Annotated in this window: 12 protein-coding genes; all 12 read right to left on the bottom strand. The window is 54.0% G+C overall.

Annotated elements, in window-relative coordinates; translation table 11 throughout:
* The 12 genes from clpB to EVJ32_RS03525 all read right to left on the bottom strand — a co-directional run bounded on the left by clpB (position 1) and on the right by EVJ32_RS03525 (position 17,955).
* Positions 1–2,592 carry an ATP-dependent chaperone ClpB gene (gene clpB, locus EVJ32_RS03580; protein WP_131456693.1) on the bottom strand — a complete coding sequence of 864 codons (2,592 nt, stop codon included), beginning with the start codon at positions 2,590–2,592 and terminating at the stop codon, positions 1–3.
* 18 nt (positions 2,593–2,610) lie between these two features.
* Complete coding sequence (locus EVJ32_RS03575) at positions 2,611–3,477, bottom strand: DnaJ C-terminal domain-containing protein (RefSeq protein WP_070328816.1); 867 nt, start codon at positions 3,475–3,477, stop codon at positions 2,611–2,613.
* Positions 3,478–3,617: 140 nt separating this feature from the next.
* Positions 3,618–4,727: a CamS family sex pheromone protein gene (locus tag EVJ32_RS03570; RefSeq protein WP_236634111.1), complete on the bottom strand. Its 1,110-nt coding sequence runs from the start codon at positions 4,725–4,727 to the stop codon at positions 3,618–3,620.
* A 205-nt stretch (positions 4,728–4,932) separates the two neighbouring features.
* Complete coding sequence (locus tag EVJ32_RS03565) at positions 4,933–6,426, bottom strand: LPXTG cell wall anchor domain-containing protein (RefSeq protein WP_131456689.1); 1,494 nt, start codon at positions 6,424–6,426, stop codon at positions 4,933–4,935.
* 255 nt (positions 6,427–6,681) lie between these two features.
* Positions 6,682–8,676, bottom strand: a complete 1,995-nt coding sequence (gene ligA, locus EVJ32_RS03560; RefSeq protein WP_131456687.1) for an NAD-dependent DNA ligase LigA — start codon at positions 8,674–8,676, stop codon at positions 6,682–6,684.
* A gap of 9 nt (positions 8,677–8,685) precedes the next feature.
* On the bottom strand, positions 8,686–10,902 hold the full coding sequence (gene pcrA, locus EVJ32_RS03555) for a DNA helicase PcrA (protein ID WP_131456685.1): 2,217 nt from the start codon (positions 10,900–10,902) through the stop codon (positions 8,686–8,688).
* Between the two features lie 40 nt (positions 10,903–10,942).
* Positions 10,943–11,623 (bottom strand): heptaprenylglyceryl phosphate synthase, encoded by a 681-nt coding sequence (pcrB, locus tag EVJ32_RS03550; protein WP_131456683.1) that lies wholly within the window; start codon positions 11,621–11,623, stop codon positions 10,943–10,945.
* 91 nt (positions 11,624–11,714) lie between these two features.
* Positions 11,715–11,948 carry a hypothetical protein gene (locus tag EVJ32_RS03545; protein ID WP_016509263.1) on the bottom strand — a complete coding sequence of 78 codons (234 nt, stop codon included), beginning with the start codon at positions 11,946–11,948 and terminating at the stop codon, positions 11,715–11,717.
* A gap of 12 nt (positions 11,949–11,960) precedes the next feature.
* Positions 11,961–13,343: a TrkH family potassium uptake protein gene (locus tag EVJ32_RS03540; RefSeq protein WP_131456681.1), complete on the bottom strand. Its 1,383-nt coding sequence runs from the start codon at positions 13,341–13,343 to the stop codon at positions 11,961–11,963.
* Positions 13,344–13,378: 35 nt separating this feature from the next.
* On the bottom strand, positions 13,379–13,684 hold the full coding sequence (locus tag EVJ32_RS03535) for a YerC/YecD family TrpR-related protein (protein WP_016509246.1): 306 nt from the start codon (positions 13,682–13,684) through the stop codon (positions 13,379–13,381).
* 67 nt (positions 13,685–13,751) lie between these two features.
* Complete coding sequence (locus EVJ32_RS03530) at positions 13,752–15,494, bottom strand: adenine deaminase C-terminal domain-containing protein (protein ID WP_131456679.1); 1,743 nt, start codon at positions 15,492–15,494, stop codon at positions 13,752–13,754.
* 175 nt (positions 15,495–15,669) lie between these two features.
* Complete coding sequence (locus tag EVJ32_RS03525) at positions 15,670–17,955, bottom strand: bifunctional diguanylate cyclase/phosphodiesterase (protein WP_236634112.1); 2,286 nt, start codon at positions 17,953–17,955, stop codon at positions 15,670–15,672.
* Positions 17,956–18,048 lie beyond the last annotated feature (93 nt).

Below are 18,048 nucleotides of genomic sequence, written 5' to 3'. Positions count from 1 at the left end.
TTAGTACGCCACCGTCGTCGGACGGAGCGTCAATTCTCCGTTCTCGACGTCGATCATGACGGTCTGACCATCCTCGACGTCACCGGCGAGAATGCCGCGCGCGAGCTTCGTCTCGATCGTCCGTTGTACGTAACGGTTGATCGGACGGGCGCCAAACTGTGGCTCGTATGCTTCGTCGGCGATGAACGCTTTCGCCGCGTCCGAGATTTCGATCCGAATCGAGCGTGCCGTCAAGCGGCTGCCCATCCGAGCGACCGCTTTCTCGACGATTTGCCCGATTTGGGCGCGCGTGAGCGGATGGAACAAGATCGTCTCATCGACCCGGTTCAAGAACTCCGGCCGAAAGTGGCGACGGAGCCGCTCGATGACTTGACGTTCTTCCTCTTCATCGATGATACCGTCTTTCGCGGCCTCGAGTAAAATGTCGGCCCCGATGTTTGAGGTCATGATGACGATCGTGTTCTTAAAGTCGACGACGCGACCGTGTGAATCGGTCAAGCGACCGTCATCGAGCAATTGTAGCAAGATGTTGAACACGTCGGCGTGTGCTTTCTCGACTTCGTCAAGCAAGAGCACCGAGTACGGGCTGCGGCGCACCGCTTCGGTCAATTGACCGCCCTCTTCGTAGCCGACGTATCCTGGAGGTGCCCCGACGAGGCGAGATACGGCGTGTTTCTCCATGTACTCACTCATGTCGAGACGGACGATGTGGTCTTCAGAATCGAACATCGCTTCGGCGAGCGCTTTCCCGAGTTCGGTCTTCCCGACCCCGGTCGGACCGAGGAACAGGAACGAGCCGATCGGACGGTTCGGGTCTTTAATGCCGGCCCGGGCCCGGATGACAGCGTCGCTGACGAGTCGGATCGCCTCATCTTGTCCGAAGACACGTTGATGCAGTACCGTCTCGAGGTTGAGCAACTTGTCGCGCTCACCTTCTGTCAACTTCGTCACCGGGATGCCCGTCCATTTCGAGACGACCTCGGCGATCTCTTCTTCCGTCACTTCTTCCCGGACGAGTTCACGCGTCACCGAGCCGGCGAGACGCTCCGCTTCGGCGAGGTCACGTTCGAGCTCTGGAATCCGTCCGTACTTCAACTCGGAAGCCCGGTTCAAGTCGTAGCGGCTCTCGGCTTCTTGCAGTTCGAGCTTCACTTTCTCGAGGTCCCCGCGAATGTGTTGGACGCGGTGTGTCGACTCTTTCTCGTTCTCCCAGCGCAGGCGGAGCGCATCCGCTTGTTCACGCGTCGAGGCGAGCTCTTGCTGGAGCACGTCGAGACGCTTTTTCGAAGCCTCGTCGCTCTCTTTCTTCAAAGCGGCCTCTTCGATTTCAAGTTGCATGACGCGGCGTACGAGTTCGTCGAGTTCAGCCGGCATCGATTCCATCTCGGTCCGGATCATCGCACACGATTCGTCGACAAGATCGATCGCCTTGTCTGGCATGAACCGGTCGGTGATATAGCGATTCGACAGCACAGCCGCCGCGACGAGCGCGTTGTCATGAATGCGGACGCCGTGATGAATCTCAAAGCGTTCTTTCAATCCGCGCAAAATCGAGACCGTGTCTTCGACGTCCGGCTCGGCGACGAGCACTTGCTGGAAGCGCCGTTCGAGCGCCGGGTCTTTTTCGATATATTGGCGGTACTCATCGAGTGTCGTCGCGCCGATACAGTGAAGTTCACCGCGGGCGAGCATCGGTTTGAGCATGTTGCCCGCGTCCATCGCGCCTTCCGATTTACCGGCCCCGACGATCGTGTGCAACTCGTCGATGAAGAGGATGATCTTCCCTTCCGCCTCTTTCACTTCGTTCAAGACCGCTTGTAACCGTTCCTCGAACTCGCCGCGATATTTGGCACCGGCGACGAGCGAGCTCATGTCGAGACTGAAAATCGTCTTGTCTTTTAAGCTTTCCGGGACGTCACCGCGGACGATGCGCTGGGCAAGCCCTTCGACGATCGCCGTCTTCCCGACCCCTGGCTCCCCAATGAGCACCGGGTTGTTTTTCGTCTTCCGGCTCAAGATGCGGATGACGCGGCGAATCTCACTGTCACGCCCGATGACGGGGTCGATCTTTCCGGTCTTCACTTCTTGAATCAAATCACGGCCGTACTTCGTCAAGACGTCGTACGTCGCTTCCGGTGACTTCGACGTGATGCGTCGGTTGCCGCGCACGGCGACGAGCGCCTCGCGCAACTTGTCCTCGGTCACGCCTTTACGCTCGAGCATCGCTTGCGTCTGGCTCTTGTTGAGGAGGATGCCGAGCAAGATGTGTTCGACCGAGACGTACTCGTCACTCATACCGGTCGCTTCACGCTCAGCTGTCGTCAACACGTTAAGCAGCGAGGCCGAGATCATCGGTGTCGTCGGGTTTTGAAGTTTCGGTGCGTTCTTGAGTGCCATCGCGACCTCTGCCTCGATCTCCGCGACGTTCAACTCCATCTTTTGCAACAACAGTGGAATGATGCCGTCAGCTTGCGAAATCATCGAGGCGAGGACGTGCCATTCATTCATCTCGCTATGATGATACTGTTTAGCAAGTGCTTGCGAACTGACGATCCCTTCATGCGCTTTATCTGTAAATCGATTGAAATCCATGTTGTTTCCTCCTTATGCTCAGCGTTCTAGTTGTTCATAAACAGACCGGTGGGCGGCGTCGAGCGGCAAGTCGACCTCGAGTTGGATGAACAAGTCGGACCGGACTTTTGAAGCGGTCATGAAACCACGACCCGGAATCCGCATCCGCTGGCCCGGACGTGAGCCCGGTTTGACTTTAAGCTTGACGCGGCCGCCGTCGAGCGTCGCGACGACGACTTCGGTACCGTCTAGGAAAGCGAGTGGCCGCAACCGTTTGACGGTGATGACGTTCGCTCCTTCTCGTCGATACGTCTCGTCATCGGTGAAATGGAGTTCGACGTACACATCGCCCCGGTCGCCTGATTGACCGACTTTGCTGCTCTTGCCTTTCAGTCGAAGTTTCTGGCCCTCATGGGCGCCTTGCGGAATCTTCACGTTGACCGTACCCGTTTGCAGGCGCAAACTCACTTTCGAATCACTCGTCAACTGGCTGAGCGGCACGTTGACCCGGACCGTCTCATCTAAGTCTTCTTCTACCGCTTGGTTGAAGAAACTTCCGAACATGTCGTCGAATCCGAACGTCCGCGACGTCGTGCGTGATCCGCCACCGAACTGACGGAACAAGTCTTCAAATTGCGCCGAACCTTCCCCGTATCCGTCACCGTCATACGTCCCTTGACCGAACGTCGGGCCTTCCGGACTGCCGTAACGGTCATAATTCGCTTTCTTGTCGGGGTCGCTCAACACATCGAACGCTTCTTGGATTGCTTTGAACTGATCTTGTGCCCCCGGCTCTTTATTCACATCCGGATGATATTGTTTCGCTAATTTTCGATAAGCTCGCTTAATGTCTTGGTCGGATGCCTGTTTCGACACGCCAAGCACGTCATAGTAGTTTTTCGTCATCTCGATTCACCTCACCTTATTCTTTCCCGTTTCTGTTAAGTCTATTCTACCGATTTGGTCAAAGAAGGTCAAAGATTTTCCTCGTTACAATACATACGAAAAAAAGAGGCGCTTCGTTTCATTACGAAGCACCTCTTCTGTTAAAAGTAAACTTTCGGTGTAGCCATGCCTTCTTCGAACACGATCGTCACTTCTTGTGTGCCACCGAGTGAGGTGACATTGATACGGACCGGGACGTTCCGATTGTATTCCCAACGGTTCTCAAGCAAACCGACGACGTGTTGTGTGAAACCGACGAGTTCGGCCCGGCTGTAGAATTGGATCGGGATGTCGATCTCGATGCGTGACAAATCACCGTTCTGATAGAATCCTTTACCAATCATGCCGCTGAAGTCAGGGAAGACATCAGCGATTCGGTCGCTAAACAACGTGAACTTCTGTGCGTCATCACGCACTTCGGTCGTCGCCGTATTCGATGGGAAGTAGTAGTACTTCTCGTCGATTGCTTTCCAATCAGACGCGGCCACTTCCGCACCTTCCCCGACGAACGCTGACTTGACATAATTGCCCGGTGTCGGTGACCCTTGCGCCGACTTCATGTATAGGGCGACGTTAATGTCAAGACCCTTAAAGTCTTCACGCTTCCGCAGTTGTGCGACGAGTTCATTTGCCATCCGTTCCCCTTCTGCGATGACTTTTTTCGCATCTAACTTTTCCGTGTAGGTCGGACCGAAGTTCGGGGCCTGGAAGACGTACTCGCGGTTCAAAATGAGGGCGAATGAGACACCGTCGAGTTGATATCCGCTATCCGTCTTTGTCATATAGTTTTGTTCGACGAGCGACGCCAAATAGAGCGGCGACTTCTTGTTTTCTTCGACGAACTTGGCATCTGCCACTTCTGCCGTCCCGTTCGCATAGGCCGGGTTGAGCGGTGTCAGACCTTCAGACGTTTTATCTTTTCGTCCGAGCAGACGAGAGACGTCTTCAGCCTTCAATAATTGCCCTTCTTGATAAACGTATTGTTCAGGCGCGAACGCGCCGGTCGAATGACGCATGAGACCAAGCTCGACTTCTTCTAGTTCGAGCGATGAGCTGACTTGGCGTTGGGCGAGCCCGCGCGCTGCGGCCGGCTTGAATGGAATTATCATCTGGTAATACGAGTCACGCGCTTCAATCGCTTGTGTGACACCTTCTGACGTCGTCTCGTTCCCGGTCGGCGTCACTTCTTCTTCCCCCATCGGAATTTTCATTGAACACCCACCGAGAAATACCGTCGCGGCGAGAGCGGGAATTATTATTTGTTTCCATTTCATCTATGTCCAAACTCCTTTGACGAATCAATTCGTTATACACTTCGTCCATTATAACAAAATCGTCTGTTGAAAAAAGTGTCGAAGCGGAATCAGTCGAGAATCACAAAAATACGTCCCTCGACTTTCATCGAAGGACGTATGATCAAGTTTTTGAAGACGGCCGGCGCCGGTGTGTGAAGAACAATAGGCCGAGTACGATCAAGACGAGGCCAATCACAGTAGCCCACGTCTCGGTCGTGCCGGTCATTGGCAATGTGCCTTGCTCAGGTGACACGGGCGTGATCGGTTCTGGTACGTATGCTTCCTCGTCTTCCCGTTCCGGAATCGCTTGTTTGACGTGGACTGTCTTTTCCGCCGCCCGGGAGACGCGAGCTGCCTCGTTGACTTCAAACGTGAACGTGACCCGGTTCGTCAAAATCCCCCCGGCTCGAACATCGTATGACGGCAGCAACACTTTTTCTAGTTCGAGCACGACTTCCTCGCCCGGAATCAATCCGTTCTCGACTTCAGCGAGCGCTCGCATCCCGTCGCGGAGCACCTCTGTCGTCTCGCGTTGTTCTTTCGCTGTCAAAGCGCCGCTCGTCCACTCTTCCACCACGTCGACGAAGTAAAGGGTGACGTTCGACGTATTCGTGAGCGTGTACGTATAGAGGATCGTCTCGCCCGGATGAACCGTTTGCGGGTTCGCGACTTTCGTGACCGTGAAATCGAGCCGGTTGAGCAAAACGATTTGCTGACTTTCGGCGTTGACGACACGACCCGATTCATCTGTCGCAGCGACACGGAAGATGTTCCCAACTTCAGGATGCATCACTTGGTCGTAGTCGCTCGGCACATCGAGAATTACAGTCGTTTCGACGCGTTCGCCGGAAGCGAGACCATCGTCACCGATGAGCGCCGTCAACTTGCTGCGTACTTCCTCGTTGAAAGCAGTGATGGCATCGTCTTGAATCCCACCGCTGAAAAACTCGTCTTCAATCGACGTGATCGTCAACGTCGCATCGCCCGTGTTCTCGATGACGAACGTATAAGGGATGCTCCCTCCGACGACGGCTTGGTCGATGTTCGCCTCTTTGCCGACTTCAAGTCCGATTGCGACCGCTGGTTCGACCGTCGTCGCCGCGACTTCTTCGATCATCGGCGCTTCGGTTGCCGGTTCTGTCTCTTCGTCCACTGACTCACTGCTCTCGGCTGTGACACCAGGTTCTGCCACTTCGCTCACTGGTTCACTGCTCTCGTCGGTGACACCAGATTCTGTCACCTCGAGCGCTGGCTCTTCAATCGGTAGCTCTTCAATCGGTAGCTCAGCTGTAATCGATGCTGGCGTAAACGAGTACGGCACGCCTTCCTCGTTATATAACGTAACTTGATCAATCAAGGACGTCTCGACTGCTTGAACGTCCACGATAAAACGCCAGACGTCCGCGGTCTCGCGAACCCCATAATACGTAATATCGGCATAGACAAGACTAGCTTCGTCTAGTGTCGCTTGCTCTTCAGCGGTGAGATCGACTTGGACGTACAGCATGCTCGTTTCCGTCGTGTCGCTTGCATAAAGAACGTTTGGTGCCCACATGCCGATGAGTAAAACGAATAACGTGATGAATGCCGTGAACCGTTTGGTGGCGCTACGCATGGTGGTCCCCTCCTCTAAGATGTATGTCCATCAGTGACAAAATGTCCCGACGACAGCGCTCTGGCACGGAGGGGAGATAGAGGGTGAGTGTGCACGAGTCGTGGTGTCAAGAGTACCTCGGTTGCAGAAAAAATTTACAATTTTGTTGTTACTATTCATTACCCGTCCACCACTTTAGTGAATCCGTCCATATACTGAGATTTTTATAAATCAAGTCAATGAAAAAAGACCCTCGCTTCTTTGAGGGTCTTCCGTTCAGACGTGTTCCGCTAAAAAGGCGAGCAGTTTCGATTCATCCCATACTTCGACACCGAGCGCTTCGGCTTTCGACAGTTTTGAACCTGCCTTCTCGCCAGCGACGAGGAGATCGGTGTTCTTACTGACACTTCCGGTCACGCTCGCGCCGAGGAGTTCTAACCGTTTTCCCGCCTCACCGCGTGTCATCTCATACAACTTCCCGGTCAAGACGACCGTCTTACCAGCGAGCGGGGCGTCGGCGGCGACGGACCGCTTCACTCCTTTGAACGTCAAGTTGACACCGGCCGTATCGAGTTCACGGACGAGTTCACGCGCCTCAGGCTTCTCGAAGTAAAGAACGATCGATTCCGCCATCTTCGTCCCGATCCCGTCAATCTCGATCAACGCTTCAACCGAGGCGTCCATAATCGCGTCCATCGTCTCGAACCGCTCTGCGATGAGTGAGGCCGCTTTCTGACCGACGAGACGAATCCCGAGGGCGAACAACACCCGTTCAAGCGAATTCTGTTTCGATTGTTCGATTGCGGCGAGCAAGTTCGTCACTGACGTCTCACCCATCCGTTCTAAATCAAGGAGCGCTTCTCGCTCGAGGACGTACAAGTCGGCGACGTTATGGACGAGGCCGGCCGCATGAAGCTGGGTAATGACTTTTTCACCGAGACCGTCGATATTCATCGCTGGTCGCGACACGAAATGAATCAGCCCTTCGAGCAGTTGGGCCGGACATTCCGGGTTGACGCAACGATGATCCGCCTCACCGTCTAAGCGGACGAGTTCGGACTCACAAGCCGGGCACCGAGTCGGGAAAACGATTTCTGCCTCGTTCCCGGTCCGTTCGCTGACGAGCGCGGACACGACGGCCGGAATGACGTCCCCGGCCTTTTTAATGACGACCCGGTCGTTGATGCGAAGGTCTTTCTCTTTGATAAAGTCTTCGTTATGGAGTGTCGCGTACGTCACGGTCGATCCCGCGACCGCGACCGGCGCGAACCGGGCCCGCGGCGTCACTTTCCCCGTCCGTCCGACACTGAAATCGACGTCTTCGATCGTCGTGACGACTTCTTCGGCTGGGAATTTATAGGCGACGGCCCAGCGCGGGCTCTTGGCCGTAAAACCGAGCTGTTCTTGTTCTTCGTAAGCGGCGACTTTGATGACGATCCCGTCAATTTCATACGGAAGTTCTGAACGTTTCGTCACGTACATCTCGATATAGTCCCACAGCTCGTCCGCTGTCCGACATGTCGTATATTCCCCGCTCACGGCGATCCCGAGACGCTTCAAGTATTCGAGCGACTCATCATGTGACGCGACGAGCTCATCGTTTGAGACGAGCCCATACGCGAAGAAGGCGAGATTTCGTGACGACGCGATCTTCGAATCGAGCTGACGGAGCGACCCGGCGGCAGCATTACGCGGATTCGCGAACAACGGCTCCCCAAGGCGTTCCCGCTCGTCGTTCAAGTGTTCGAACGAACGTTTCGGCATATACGCCTCGCCGCGCACTTCGAACGTCACATCCTCATTCAGACGGAGTGGGATCGTGCGAATCGTCTTCAAATTTTGCGTGATGTCTTCACCTGTCGTCCCGTCTCCACGCGTCGCCCCGCGCTTGAAGCGACCGTTTTCGTATTTGAGCGAGACGGCAAGACCGTCGAACTTCAGCTCGGCGACGAACAACGGGGCATAGCCAAGATCTTTTTCAATCCGCTCGACCCACTCGATCAAATCGTCTTTCGAGAACACGTTGCCGAGCGAGAGCATCGGGGTATCGTGCGTCACTTTCACGAACGCATCGAGCGGGGCACCGCCGACGCGTTGCGTCGGCGAATCCGGGCTCCTAAGCTCCGGATAGTCCGTCTCGATTTGAATCAACTCGTTCATGAGCCGATCGTACTCGGCGTCCGGGACGCTCGGCCGGTCAAGTACATAATATTCATAGCCGTATTGGTTCAACTTTTGTCGTAACGTTTCGACGTGTTCTGTCATCTCCATACGATCACCTCACGCTTTTTCGATCGGGGCAAATTTGGCGAGCAGGCGTTTAATGCCGACTTGCGGGAAGGCGATATCAAGTTCGAGCTGATCGCCCTCGCTACGTGTCTGAACGACCGTCCCTTGTCCCCATTTTTTATGATTCGCTTTATCCCCGACTTGCCAGCTTATCGACTCGGCACCTGACGATTGGGCGACTTTTGGCTTCGGTTTCGAGCTGAACCCATTGACTGGCAACTTCCCAGGTGATTCGACCGGATTCCACGGCATCGCTTTTTTCGCTTTGCCCGAACGTTCGAGCAGCGTTTCCGGCAACTCGTGCAAGAAACGGGATTCCGGATTGTTTTGGAACCGTCCGTACAACATGCGCGACTGAGCCCGTGTCAAATAAAGGCGCTTCTCGGCACGGGTGATGCCGACGTAGGCGAGACGGCGTTCTTCTTCCATCTCTTCCGGGTCATTCAACGAACGGCTGTGCGGGAACAGCCCTTCTTCCATCCCGATCAAGAAGACGACCGGGAACTCGAGCCCTTTTGCCGAGTGAAGTGTCATGAGCGTCACTTGATGCAACTCATCGACCTCTTCGAGCGAGTCAAGGTCTGAGACGAGCGTCAAATCGGTCAAGAAGGCGACGAGCGTCTGCTCTTCGCTCTCCTTCTCAAAGTTTTGAGCGACGGAGAGAAATTCTTGTAAGTTCTCGAGGCGGCTCTCGGCTTCGAGCGTCTTCTCGATTTTAAGCATCTCTTCATAGCCTGACTTCTTCAGTACTTCTTCAATCAGTTCAGAGATCGACAAATAGTCTGCCATTTGCCGAAGGTCGATCATAAGCTGGCGGAACTCGGTCAGCTTCGTCGCCGCTCGCGGCGCGATACCCGACAGTTCGATGTCGCGAATCGCTTCCATGAGCGAGACGCCTTGCATACCGGCGAAGTCGCCGAGCTTATCGACCGTCGCCGCGCCGATGCCGCGTTTCGGTTCGTTGACGACGCGGACGAACGAGAGGTCCTCGTCCGGATTGGCGATCAAGCGCAAGTACGACAGGATGTCTTTAATTTCTTTACGCTCATAGAACTTCGTGCCGCCGACCATCTTGTATGGGATGTTCGACTTGAGCAACGTTTCCTCGAGACCACGCGACTGGGCGTTCGTCCGATATAAGACGGCCATCTGGCCGTATTCGATGCCTTCTTGGCGCAGTTCTTTCATCTCGTTGATGATGAAGAACGCTTCGTCCCGGTCGTCCGAGGCGACGTGGATGAGCAGTTTCTCTCCCTCGTCGTTATCGGTCCATAAGTTTTTGTCTTTACGGGTCGAGTTGTTTTTAATGACCCCGTTCGCCGCTTCTAGAATCCGTTTCGTCGACCGATAGTTCTGTTCGAGCAAGATGACGTGCGCGCTCGGATAGTCTTTCTCGAACGTCAAAATGTTGGCGATGTCGGCCCCGCGCCAGCGATAGATCGACTGGTCCGAGTCACCGACGACACATAGGTTCTCGTGAGCGGCCGCGAGCATCTTGACGAGCGTATACTGGGCCCGGTTCGTATCTTGATATTCATCGACGTGGATGTATTGGAACTTCTTCTGATAGAATGCGAGCACGTCCGGGGCTTCTTCGAATAACTGGATCGCTTTCATGATGAGGTCATCGAAGTCGAGGACGTTGTTGTGTTTCAGCTTCTTCTCATACGCCGTGTAGACGTCCGAGATGACTTTTTCGTACGGATTGTTGCCGACGAGTCCGGCCGCGTCTTTCGCTGTGCGCAGTTCATTTTTATGGTTCGAGATCATCCCGAGTAACGTCCGGGGCTCGTACTTCTTCGGATCGAGGTTCAACTCTTTGAGCACTTGCTTGATCGCCGTGAGCTGATCGGACGAATCCAAAATCGAGAAGTTACGGTCGTAACGGATCCGGTCGATGTCGCGGCGCAAGATGCGCACACACATCGAGTGGAACGTCGAAATCCAAATGTCGTCTGCCACGCCGCCGACGAGACGGGCAATCCGGTCTTTCATCTCACGGGCTGCTTTGTTCGTGAACGTGATCGCGAGAATATTCCATGGCGCGATTTGTTTCGACGCCATCAAATAGGCGACGCGATGCGTCAACACACGTGTCTTACCTGATCCGGCACCAGCCATGATCAAGAGCGGACCGTCTGTATATTTGACCGCTTCTGCTTGTGGCGGGTTCATGCCTTTGACTAATTCTTCGCTTAAGTTATACATAGGGGGTATCCTTCCTTATTTCCAAACATTTGTTCTTATTTTAACGGACTACTTGCACAGTCGCAAGCGCCCCTTCGAGATTGTCGTAAATGATGTTGCCGACGACGATCGTGTCGGCGTATTCGGCCATCATCCGGGCCGTGTCGCTCCCGTCGATGCCGCCCCCATAAAACACGTGGGCATTGGGTAAAGCCAGCTTCACTTCTTTGACGACGTCAGGTGAACCGAGCGTGCCGCTATATTCGAGATAAAGCGACGGGAGACGGAACAGATGATGACCTGTTTCGGCGTAGGCGACGACTTCTTCAAGCGTCAACGTTGCTCTCGCCCCGGTCACAGCGGCCACTTTCGCTTCCGGATTCAAGACGATATACCCTTGTCCGGTCACGTTATTTGAGTCAAACAGATGGCCGTACCGTTCGAAAGCCCGCATTTGATGACCGACGACCCAATCGACGGTGCCGGCGTTCAACACCGTCGGGATAAAGTAATGATCGAATCCACGGATGGCGTGTTCAGGATGACTCATCTCGAGCGCGACCGGAATCCCGCAACCTTGCAGCCGTGCGTAAAGGGCGAACGTGTTCTCCGCATCGACCCCGTCCGTACCACCGATGAGAAACGCGTCCGTACCTGAACGGACGAGCGCGGCAAGTGCCGATTCATCGAGCTTTTTGTTCGGGTCCAGTTTAAACACATGGCGCCACGTCTGAAAATCCATCCATCTTCCCTCCATTCGATACCTTCTCTAGTGTAGCGATTTTTAGGACAGGTTGCATCTGTTGGACAAAAAAAAGACTTGCCGAAGCAAGTCATGTACGTGCGGTCCGGCTACGCTCGCGCTCCGTCAACCATTTGGCGACGAGGAGCGCGAACAAACCATAGACCGGGACGAACCAGAGCGGGTTGGCCAAGAAAAAGCCAAGCACGGGGATATCGAGTAGCGGTGAATCCGGCGAACAAAGCGCCGTCCCGTTCACGACGGCGATAAACGGCAACACTGGAACAGCGAACACGTAACCGAAATTGATCCAAAATGCCTTCATGTCACAATCTCCTTAACCTAAGATAATCGATTCTTTCGGATAGTTGTACATTCGCTTCGGTTGTCTCCGTTGCAAGAGCAAGATGAAGGCGATGACACCGATCCGACCGATGAACATGAGCATCGTGAGCACCCATTTGCCGACATTGCTAAACTCCGACGAGAGGCCGACCGAAAGCCCGGTCGTCCCGAACGCTGAACACGCCTCAAACAAAATGCGCGTGAGCGATGCGTCTTCAAAGAACGTGAGCACTAAGACCCCCGTCAACAAGACGGCGAGCGATACCGTGATGATCACGAACGCTTTCCAAATATCTTCGAGCACGATCTCACGTCCGAACACCTTGATCGACGAGTCCCCGCGAATGAACGCGATGACCCCGAGCACGGCGACGGCGAACGTCGTCGTCCGAATCCCCCCGCCGACAGAAGACGGCGAGGCCCCGATGAACATCAAGATGGATAAGAGCAGCATACTGCCTTCGGAGAACAAGTTGACGTCGACCGTCGACAGCCCTCCGTTTCGCGTCGTCACAGACTGGAACAACGAATCGGAAAGCGCGAGCCAAAGCGGCAACTCTTTGAAGGCGTTATTGTATTCGAACAAGAACAGACCGACCGTTCCAACGGCGATCAAAATGAAGAACGTCGATACCGTCAACTTCGTGAACAAAGAAAAACGACGCGGGAAGTTCCCACTCTTGCGACTGATCCGGTTCGTCAAATATGTCCGAATCTCGACGAGCACCGGGAAGCCGATTGCGCCGCCAGTCATGAGCACGATTTGCGTGAAGATGACGAACGGATCTTCACGGAACGGCGCGAGCGAACTGCCGGTAATATCGAATCCGGCGTTAGTCGTCGCACTGATCGAACCGAACAGGCCTTGCAGGAACGCCTCTCCGGCCGTGTCAAAGTAGTTCAAGTAATGGACACCGAGCAAGACAGCGCCGACCGCTTCAATCGCGATAACGGTGATGACAATTTCAGTGATGTATTTGATGATGCCAGACATCGACGTCTGGTTTTGATCGCGTAAAATCAACTGTCGCTCGCGGAAGCCGATTCGTTTCCCGAGCAAAATCCACATGATGACGTGGAGACTGATCAGTCCGACCCCACTCACTTGGACGATGAATAGAATGATAAACAATCCAAATGTCGAGAACGTATCGGTCACGACAATCGGGGTGAGTCCGGTGACACTGACGCAACTGACCGCGAAGAAGACGAGGTCGGTGAACGTAATCGTCACACCTGGTTGCCTCGCAATTGGTAGCGCCAACAAAACGATGGCTAGGACGACCGCGGCGCTATAAATCAACACGAGCGTCTGGATTGGTGTCAACTTCCGGAAAAACAGTTGTAAATTTCGTTTCATGAACTTATCTTGCATCTCGCCCCTCCTCTCCATCAAAAACAAGATGACTCTTACGAGTCACCTTCTGATTGTTGTAGACGTTCAAGGGCAAGATCATAGCCGCCTGACCCGTAATTCAAGCAACGCTTGACGCGGGAAATCGTGGCCGTCGAAGCACCTGTCGCTTCTTCAATTTTATGATACGTGCTACCTTCACGAATTTGGCGTGCCACTTCTAACCGTTGGGACAACGCCTGCACTTCGTTCACGGTCGCTAAATCTTCGAATAGTTGATAACAGTCTTCGAGTGTGTCAAGCTTCAAAATCGCTTCAAAAAGCTGATCGAGCTCTCGTCCTCGTAATTTATCGAGTTGCATCCGCAAGCATCCTCTCTCATCGTACTTCTTTATCATTCTAAAGCACGACCGGCTCGGACTCAACTGTTCATCGTAAAATTGCCGGAAATAGTATTTGTTTTTTCATAACTTCGTATATACCGAGCGGTGTCGCCCGGACGTAAGGCAAGTGGGTCGACGCCAGGAACAGCAACGTATAGATCGGGTCTTCGAAGTGATAGCCGCGGGCGATCAGCTCGGCACGCAACCGTTGTTCTTGGACAATCAATTGTTCGAGCGGCTCTGTCGAAGTCATCCCGCAAAGCGGTAACGGGATCTCAGCGATGATTTCCCCCCGGTCGACGAGGACGATCCCGCCGCCGAGCTCTTTCATCCGTTCGAACGCCATCAACATGTCTTGTTTACACTTCCCGAGGATCAAGTAGTCTCCGCTGATCGAATACGAGCTGACAAGACCGCCAAAATCGTTGGCGAACCCTTTAAGTACCGTATTGAGCCGCCATTTCCCTTCTTTATCTAACAGCATCAAGAACGATTCGTCGCAGTCGCGCGGCAGTTCGTCTTGGCCGGTGTCGTGTGTGATTTTAAACAGCTTCATGATGACCGAGTTGACCATATCGAGCCCGACCGGCATGCTGAACGATAAATCGTTTGGCGTCAAGTCGATCGCGACGTCGGTCGCCGGCATGAGCGCGAGCGCCGCCTCGATGAGTTCGTTCGGGAAGAACGAGGCCCCATCCCGATAGATCCATTGGCCTTTGGCGATGACGGCCGACGGACGCGGCTCATCGATCGCATCGAGGATGTTCAGGTGGGCGATCCGTCCCGGCGCAATCGAGCCGAGGACGTGATCGAGTCCGAAGTGCCGCGCCACGTTGAGCGACACGATCCGATACGCCTCGATGGCAGGCAGACCCGCCTCGATCATAATCTTCACGAGCGCGTCTTGAAGGCCGTCCTGATAAAACCCAGGGGTCGAACCATCCGTCGTTACCATCAAGTGGTCGAACGCTTCGAGACCTGCGTCCAATAACCCACGAATCATGCCCGGCAAATCGGGACGGATCGACGAATGGCGGAGTGTCGTCGTATAGCCATGTTCGAGTCGGCATAACGCCTCGTTCGCCGTCATCGCCTCATGGTCGCTGTGAACACCCATCAGCGCCATCTTCGTCAACGTCTTCGCGGACGCGCCAGGGAAATGTCCTTCGACCGGGAGACCGCACGTCTCCGCGTCGAGCATCCATTGGAGCATCTCATCGTCACCTTTTAACGTACGCGGCCAAGCCGTCAATTCTCCGGCCATGACGACGTCAGGATGATTGAACCAAGCGTGGACGCGCTCCGAGTCGACGAGGACGCTGTCGCGGTCGAGCTCGGTTTGCGTGTCGAGTCGAGCCCACCAATACGTGCTCGTCGGGAGCTGTTGAATCGCCTCGAGTTGCGCAAACGCTTGCTCCTTGTCTTGTAAAAAAAGAAGCATGTTATCGTTCACGAGCGTCGTCGTACCCCGCTCGCCTGCATACTTCGACAGCGTCGCCGGATTATAAAGTTGGAACGGATGCGCGTGCGGCTCGATGTAACCTGGTACGATATATTTCCCGGTCATGTCGACCGTCTCGACGGCCGAATCCGGCACGTCTGGTCCGACGTAAACGATGCGGTCGTTTTCAATCCATATGTTAGCCTGTTTCCACTGTTTCACGTACACGTTTAAGTATGTGGCGTTTGTCAATACGAGCGAAGGTGGTCGCAATTGATCCACGACTTCAAGTTGTGAGCGAATCATCGCTTTTGACCACGGTGCCCGCGCCGATCGTTTTAAAGGCATCGAACCCAGTCCTCCCTTAATCGCTTCAATAGTATCAAAAAATAATATTGTAAGCGTTTTCTTTCATTTGTTTCAAGTTTACCTTTTCTATGAAACACCTGCAAGCTATGTTGCCAATTGTAACGTAATTCACACGGAATTCACATAATAAAGACGCCTCTTCACAGAGGCGCCTTCACCAATCGTACATCGTTGCCGTGTTCTTCAAATAATGCTCCAGTTGCGCGAGCGGAACCGGCTTGCTGTAATGGTAGCCTTGAATCAATGAACCGCTATGCTCGAGCACGAACGCGAGCTGTTCCGGACGTTCGACCCCTTCGGTGACGATGTCGAGCCCGAGCGTATGGAACGTCTGGTACAGACCTTCGAGGAGGGCCCGGTCGAACGTGTTCTCAGGAATCCCTTTGACGAAGTTTTGATCGATCTTGATGATGTCGAGCTGCAGCGATTGTAAGAACGACAGCGACGATGTGCCGACACCGAAGTCGTCGAGTGAGATCTTGACGCCAATCGCTTTGAGCGAACGGATGAACTGTTGCAGCTCATACAAGTTGCCCCCGACCTCGCTCTCCGTAATTTCGACATGGAGCAGGAGCGGGTCAAACCCTGTGTCACGCAACACTTCCTCTAACTCCTGAAGGAACGAACCGTCCGCGATTTGACGCTTCGAGACGTTGATCGACAAGAACAAGTGATGGCGGGCTGCGTACTCTTTCATCTCCAATATGGACTGCCTGAGTACCCAGCGCCCGATGTCCGAGATGAGTCCCAGCTGCTCCGCAATCGGGATAAACAGCCCAGGTGAAATTTGTCCTTTATCCGGATGGTTCCAGCGAATGAGCGCCTCGACCCCGCGGACAGCGAACGGGCGCGGGGACACAATCGGCTGGTAGTATAGCTCGAACTCTTCATGTTCAAGCGCGTAGCGTAAGTCACGCTCCATCTCGAGCGTCTGGAGATAGTGACTTCCATCCTCGATGTCTTGGAACGATAGGATCCGATTTTTCCCGGACAGTTTGGCCTCATGGATGACGACGTCGAGACGTCCCATCATGACTTCGTACGTATGATGCGACTCGCGACAGGCGAATACATCGAGACCGATTGTCGCCGTCATTCCTTTGACACCGTTCACGTCGGACCAGTCTTTCAAATCTTTCGTCAGCCGTCGCGCGATCGGCTTCAATTCTTCGAATGTCCAATCTGGGTGCAAGAAAATGAACTCATCCGCACCGAGCCGGGCCGCAAATCCCGCTTCTTTATAGAAATTGAGACGCGACGCGATGTAAATCAAGACGGCATCACCGGTACGGTGACCGAACTGGTCGTTGATACGTCGGAAGTCGTCTAAGTCCAAACCGATCACACCGATCCGTTCATGGCTCCCCCTCACGGTCGAAAAATAGTCTTCGAGGGCGAGCCGGTTCGGCAGCAACGTCAACGCATCACGAAACGCGCGATCGAGCACTTCTGCCCGCGTATCTTCGAGTGCCGAGAGCACTTCGTTCATGCTCGTCGCCATCTGTTCGATCTCGTCTCGGCTATGTTGATCTCGACGCAGACGGAGCCGGCTATCCCGCTCGACCGTGATGTGTTTCAACTCATCGACGATTTCCATCACCCGCCGAATCACGACGTGATGTATCGTCCATAGAAGCGACAAGAACAGACCTAACGCTAAAGCAAGCAACGACAACATCCCGAGCCTCAGCATCGAGATCGTGTTCTGGTAATGGGTCGGTTCGACAATAAAGCCGACTTCAAAGTCTGCCGTTTGAAAGACGGTGTCAAGTGGCACGACGACCTCGGTCCCCTCGTTTTTGAACGTCATCTTCGTCTCACTATGTTCGACAGGCTGAATCGTCAGCGGGATTTTCGTCTGGGTGCTTAAGTCTGCCAAAAAATCCACGTCAACAAATTCAAGCATGACGAGCGTTCCTTGAGCCGGTCCGCTCCTGTCACTCCGTAAGATCGGGTGACTGGCGTATAGGATCGGTCCATAGTCGCTGTCATATACACCGTTTTGTGTTTCTAGTCCCAGGCTCAACCGATTCGTAATCTCCGCGATGATTGTTTGCCGATCCGTTTTAGACAACGGAGCGTCTTCTTGACGGAATGTCGAATAGTGGACCTCGCCTTCACGGTTCAAGTACACAATCGCTTGCACACTCAAGTTTTCGAGCGACTCCTCATCTATGTTGCTTGCTATGTAAGAATCGTTCTGATTTTGAATGAACGTATACGTGTCGTTCCACACCGCCCAGTCGACGAGTGTCCGTTCAAGCGTACTCTTCCGATTCGCGAGCGTCTCGGTCACACTCGCAATTTGACTCTCGACCGTTTGACGGTCTTGCTCCATGCTTTTCTCGATAAAGTAGGGACGGATCACAAAAAAGATGACACCGACAAACACGAGTATATTCACGGCAACCGCAATCATCAGCTTCGTCCGAATGCGCACGTCGACCACCTTCTTCCTTCAATCTACTTCACCATTGTAGAGCAAGGAAGTCGGTATTCCCTTTTTTTCGCATGAAAAAAAAGATGGGTTGAC

It is taken from the genome of Exiguobacterium sp. SH5S4, assembly GCF_004337045.1.
In the GTDB taxonomy this organism is placed as follows: domain Bacteria; phylum Bacillota; class Bacilli; order Exiguobacteriales; family Exiguobacteriaceae; genus Exiguobacterium; species Exiguobacterium aurantiacum_A.
Note: the sequence above shows the minus strand (reverse complement) of the source record. Positions and strands in the feature narration are given on the sequence as shown.

Bases quoted from the DNA above. Each gene is read 5' to 3' on its own strand.
- clpB (WP_131456693.1), bottom strand. From the start codon at position 2,592: ATGGATTTCAATCGATTTACAGATAAAGCGCATGAAGGGATCGTCAGT.
- EVJ32_RS03575 (WP_070328816.1), bottom strand. From the start codon at position 3,477: ATGACGAAAAACTACTATGACGTGCTTGGCGTGTCGAAACAGGCATCC.
- EVJ32_RS03570 (WP_236634111.1), bottom strand. From the start codon at position 4,727: ATGAAAATTCCGATGGGGGAAGAAGAAGTGACGCCGACCGGGAACGAG.
- EVJ32_RS03565 (WP_131456689.1), bottom strand. From the start codon at position 6,426: ATGCGTAGCGCCACCAAACGGTTCACGGCATTCATCACGTTATTCGTT.
- ligA (WP_131456687.1), bottom strand. From the start codon at position 8,676: ATGGAGATGACAGAACACGTCGAAACGTTACGACAAAAGTTGAACCAA.
- pcrA (WP_131456685.1), bottom strand. From the start codon at position 10,902: ATGTATAACTTAAGCGAAGAATTAGTCAAAGGCATGAACCCGCCACAA.
- pcrB (WP_131456683.1), bottom strand. From the start codon at position 11,623: ATGGATTTTCAGACGTGGCGCCATGTGTTTAAACTGGACCCGAACAAA.
- EVJ32_RS03545 (WP_016509263.1), bottom strand. From the start codon at position 11,948: ATGAAGGCATTTTGGATCAATTTCGGTTACGTGTTCGCTGTTCCAGTG.
- EVJ32_RS03540 (WP_131456681.1), bottom strand. From the start codon at position 13,343: ATGCAAGATAAGTTCATGAAACGAAATTTACAACTGTTTTTCCGGAAG.
- EVJ32_RS03535 (WP_016509246.1), bottom strand. From the start codon at position 13,684: ATGCAACTCGATAAATTACGAGGACGAGAGCTCGATCAGCTTTTTGAA.
- EVJ32_RS03530 (WP_131456679.1), bottom strand. From the start codon at position 15,494: ATGCCTTTAAAACGATCGGCGCGGGCACCGTGGTCAAAAGCGATGATT.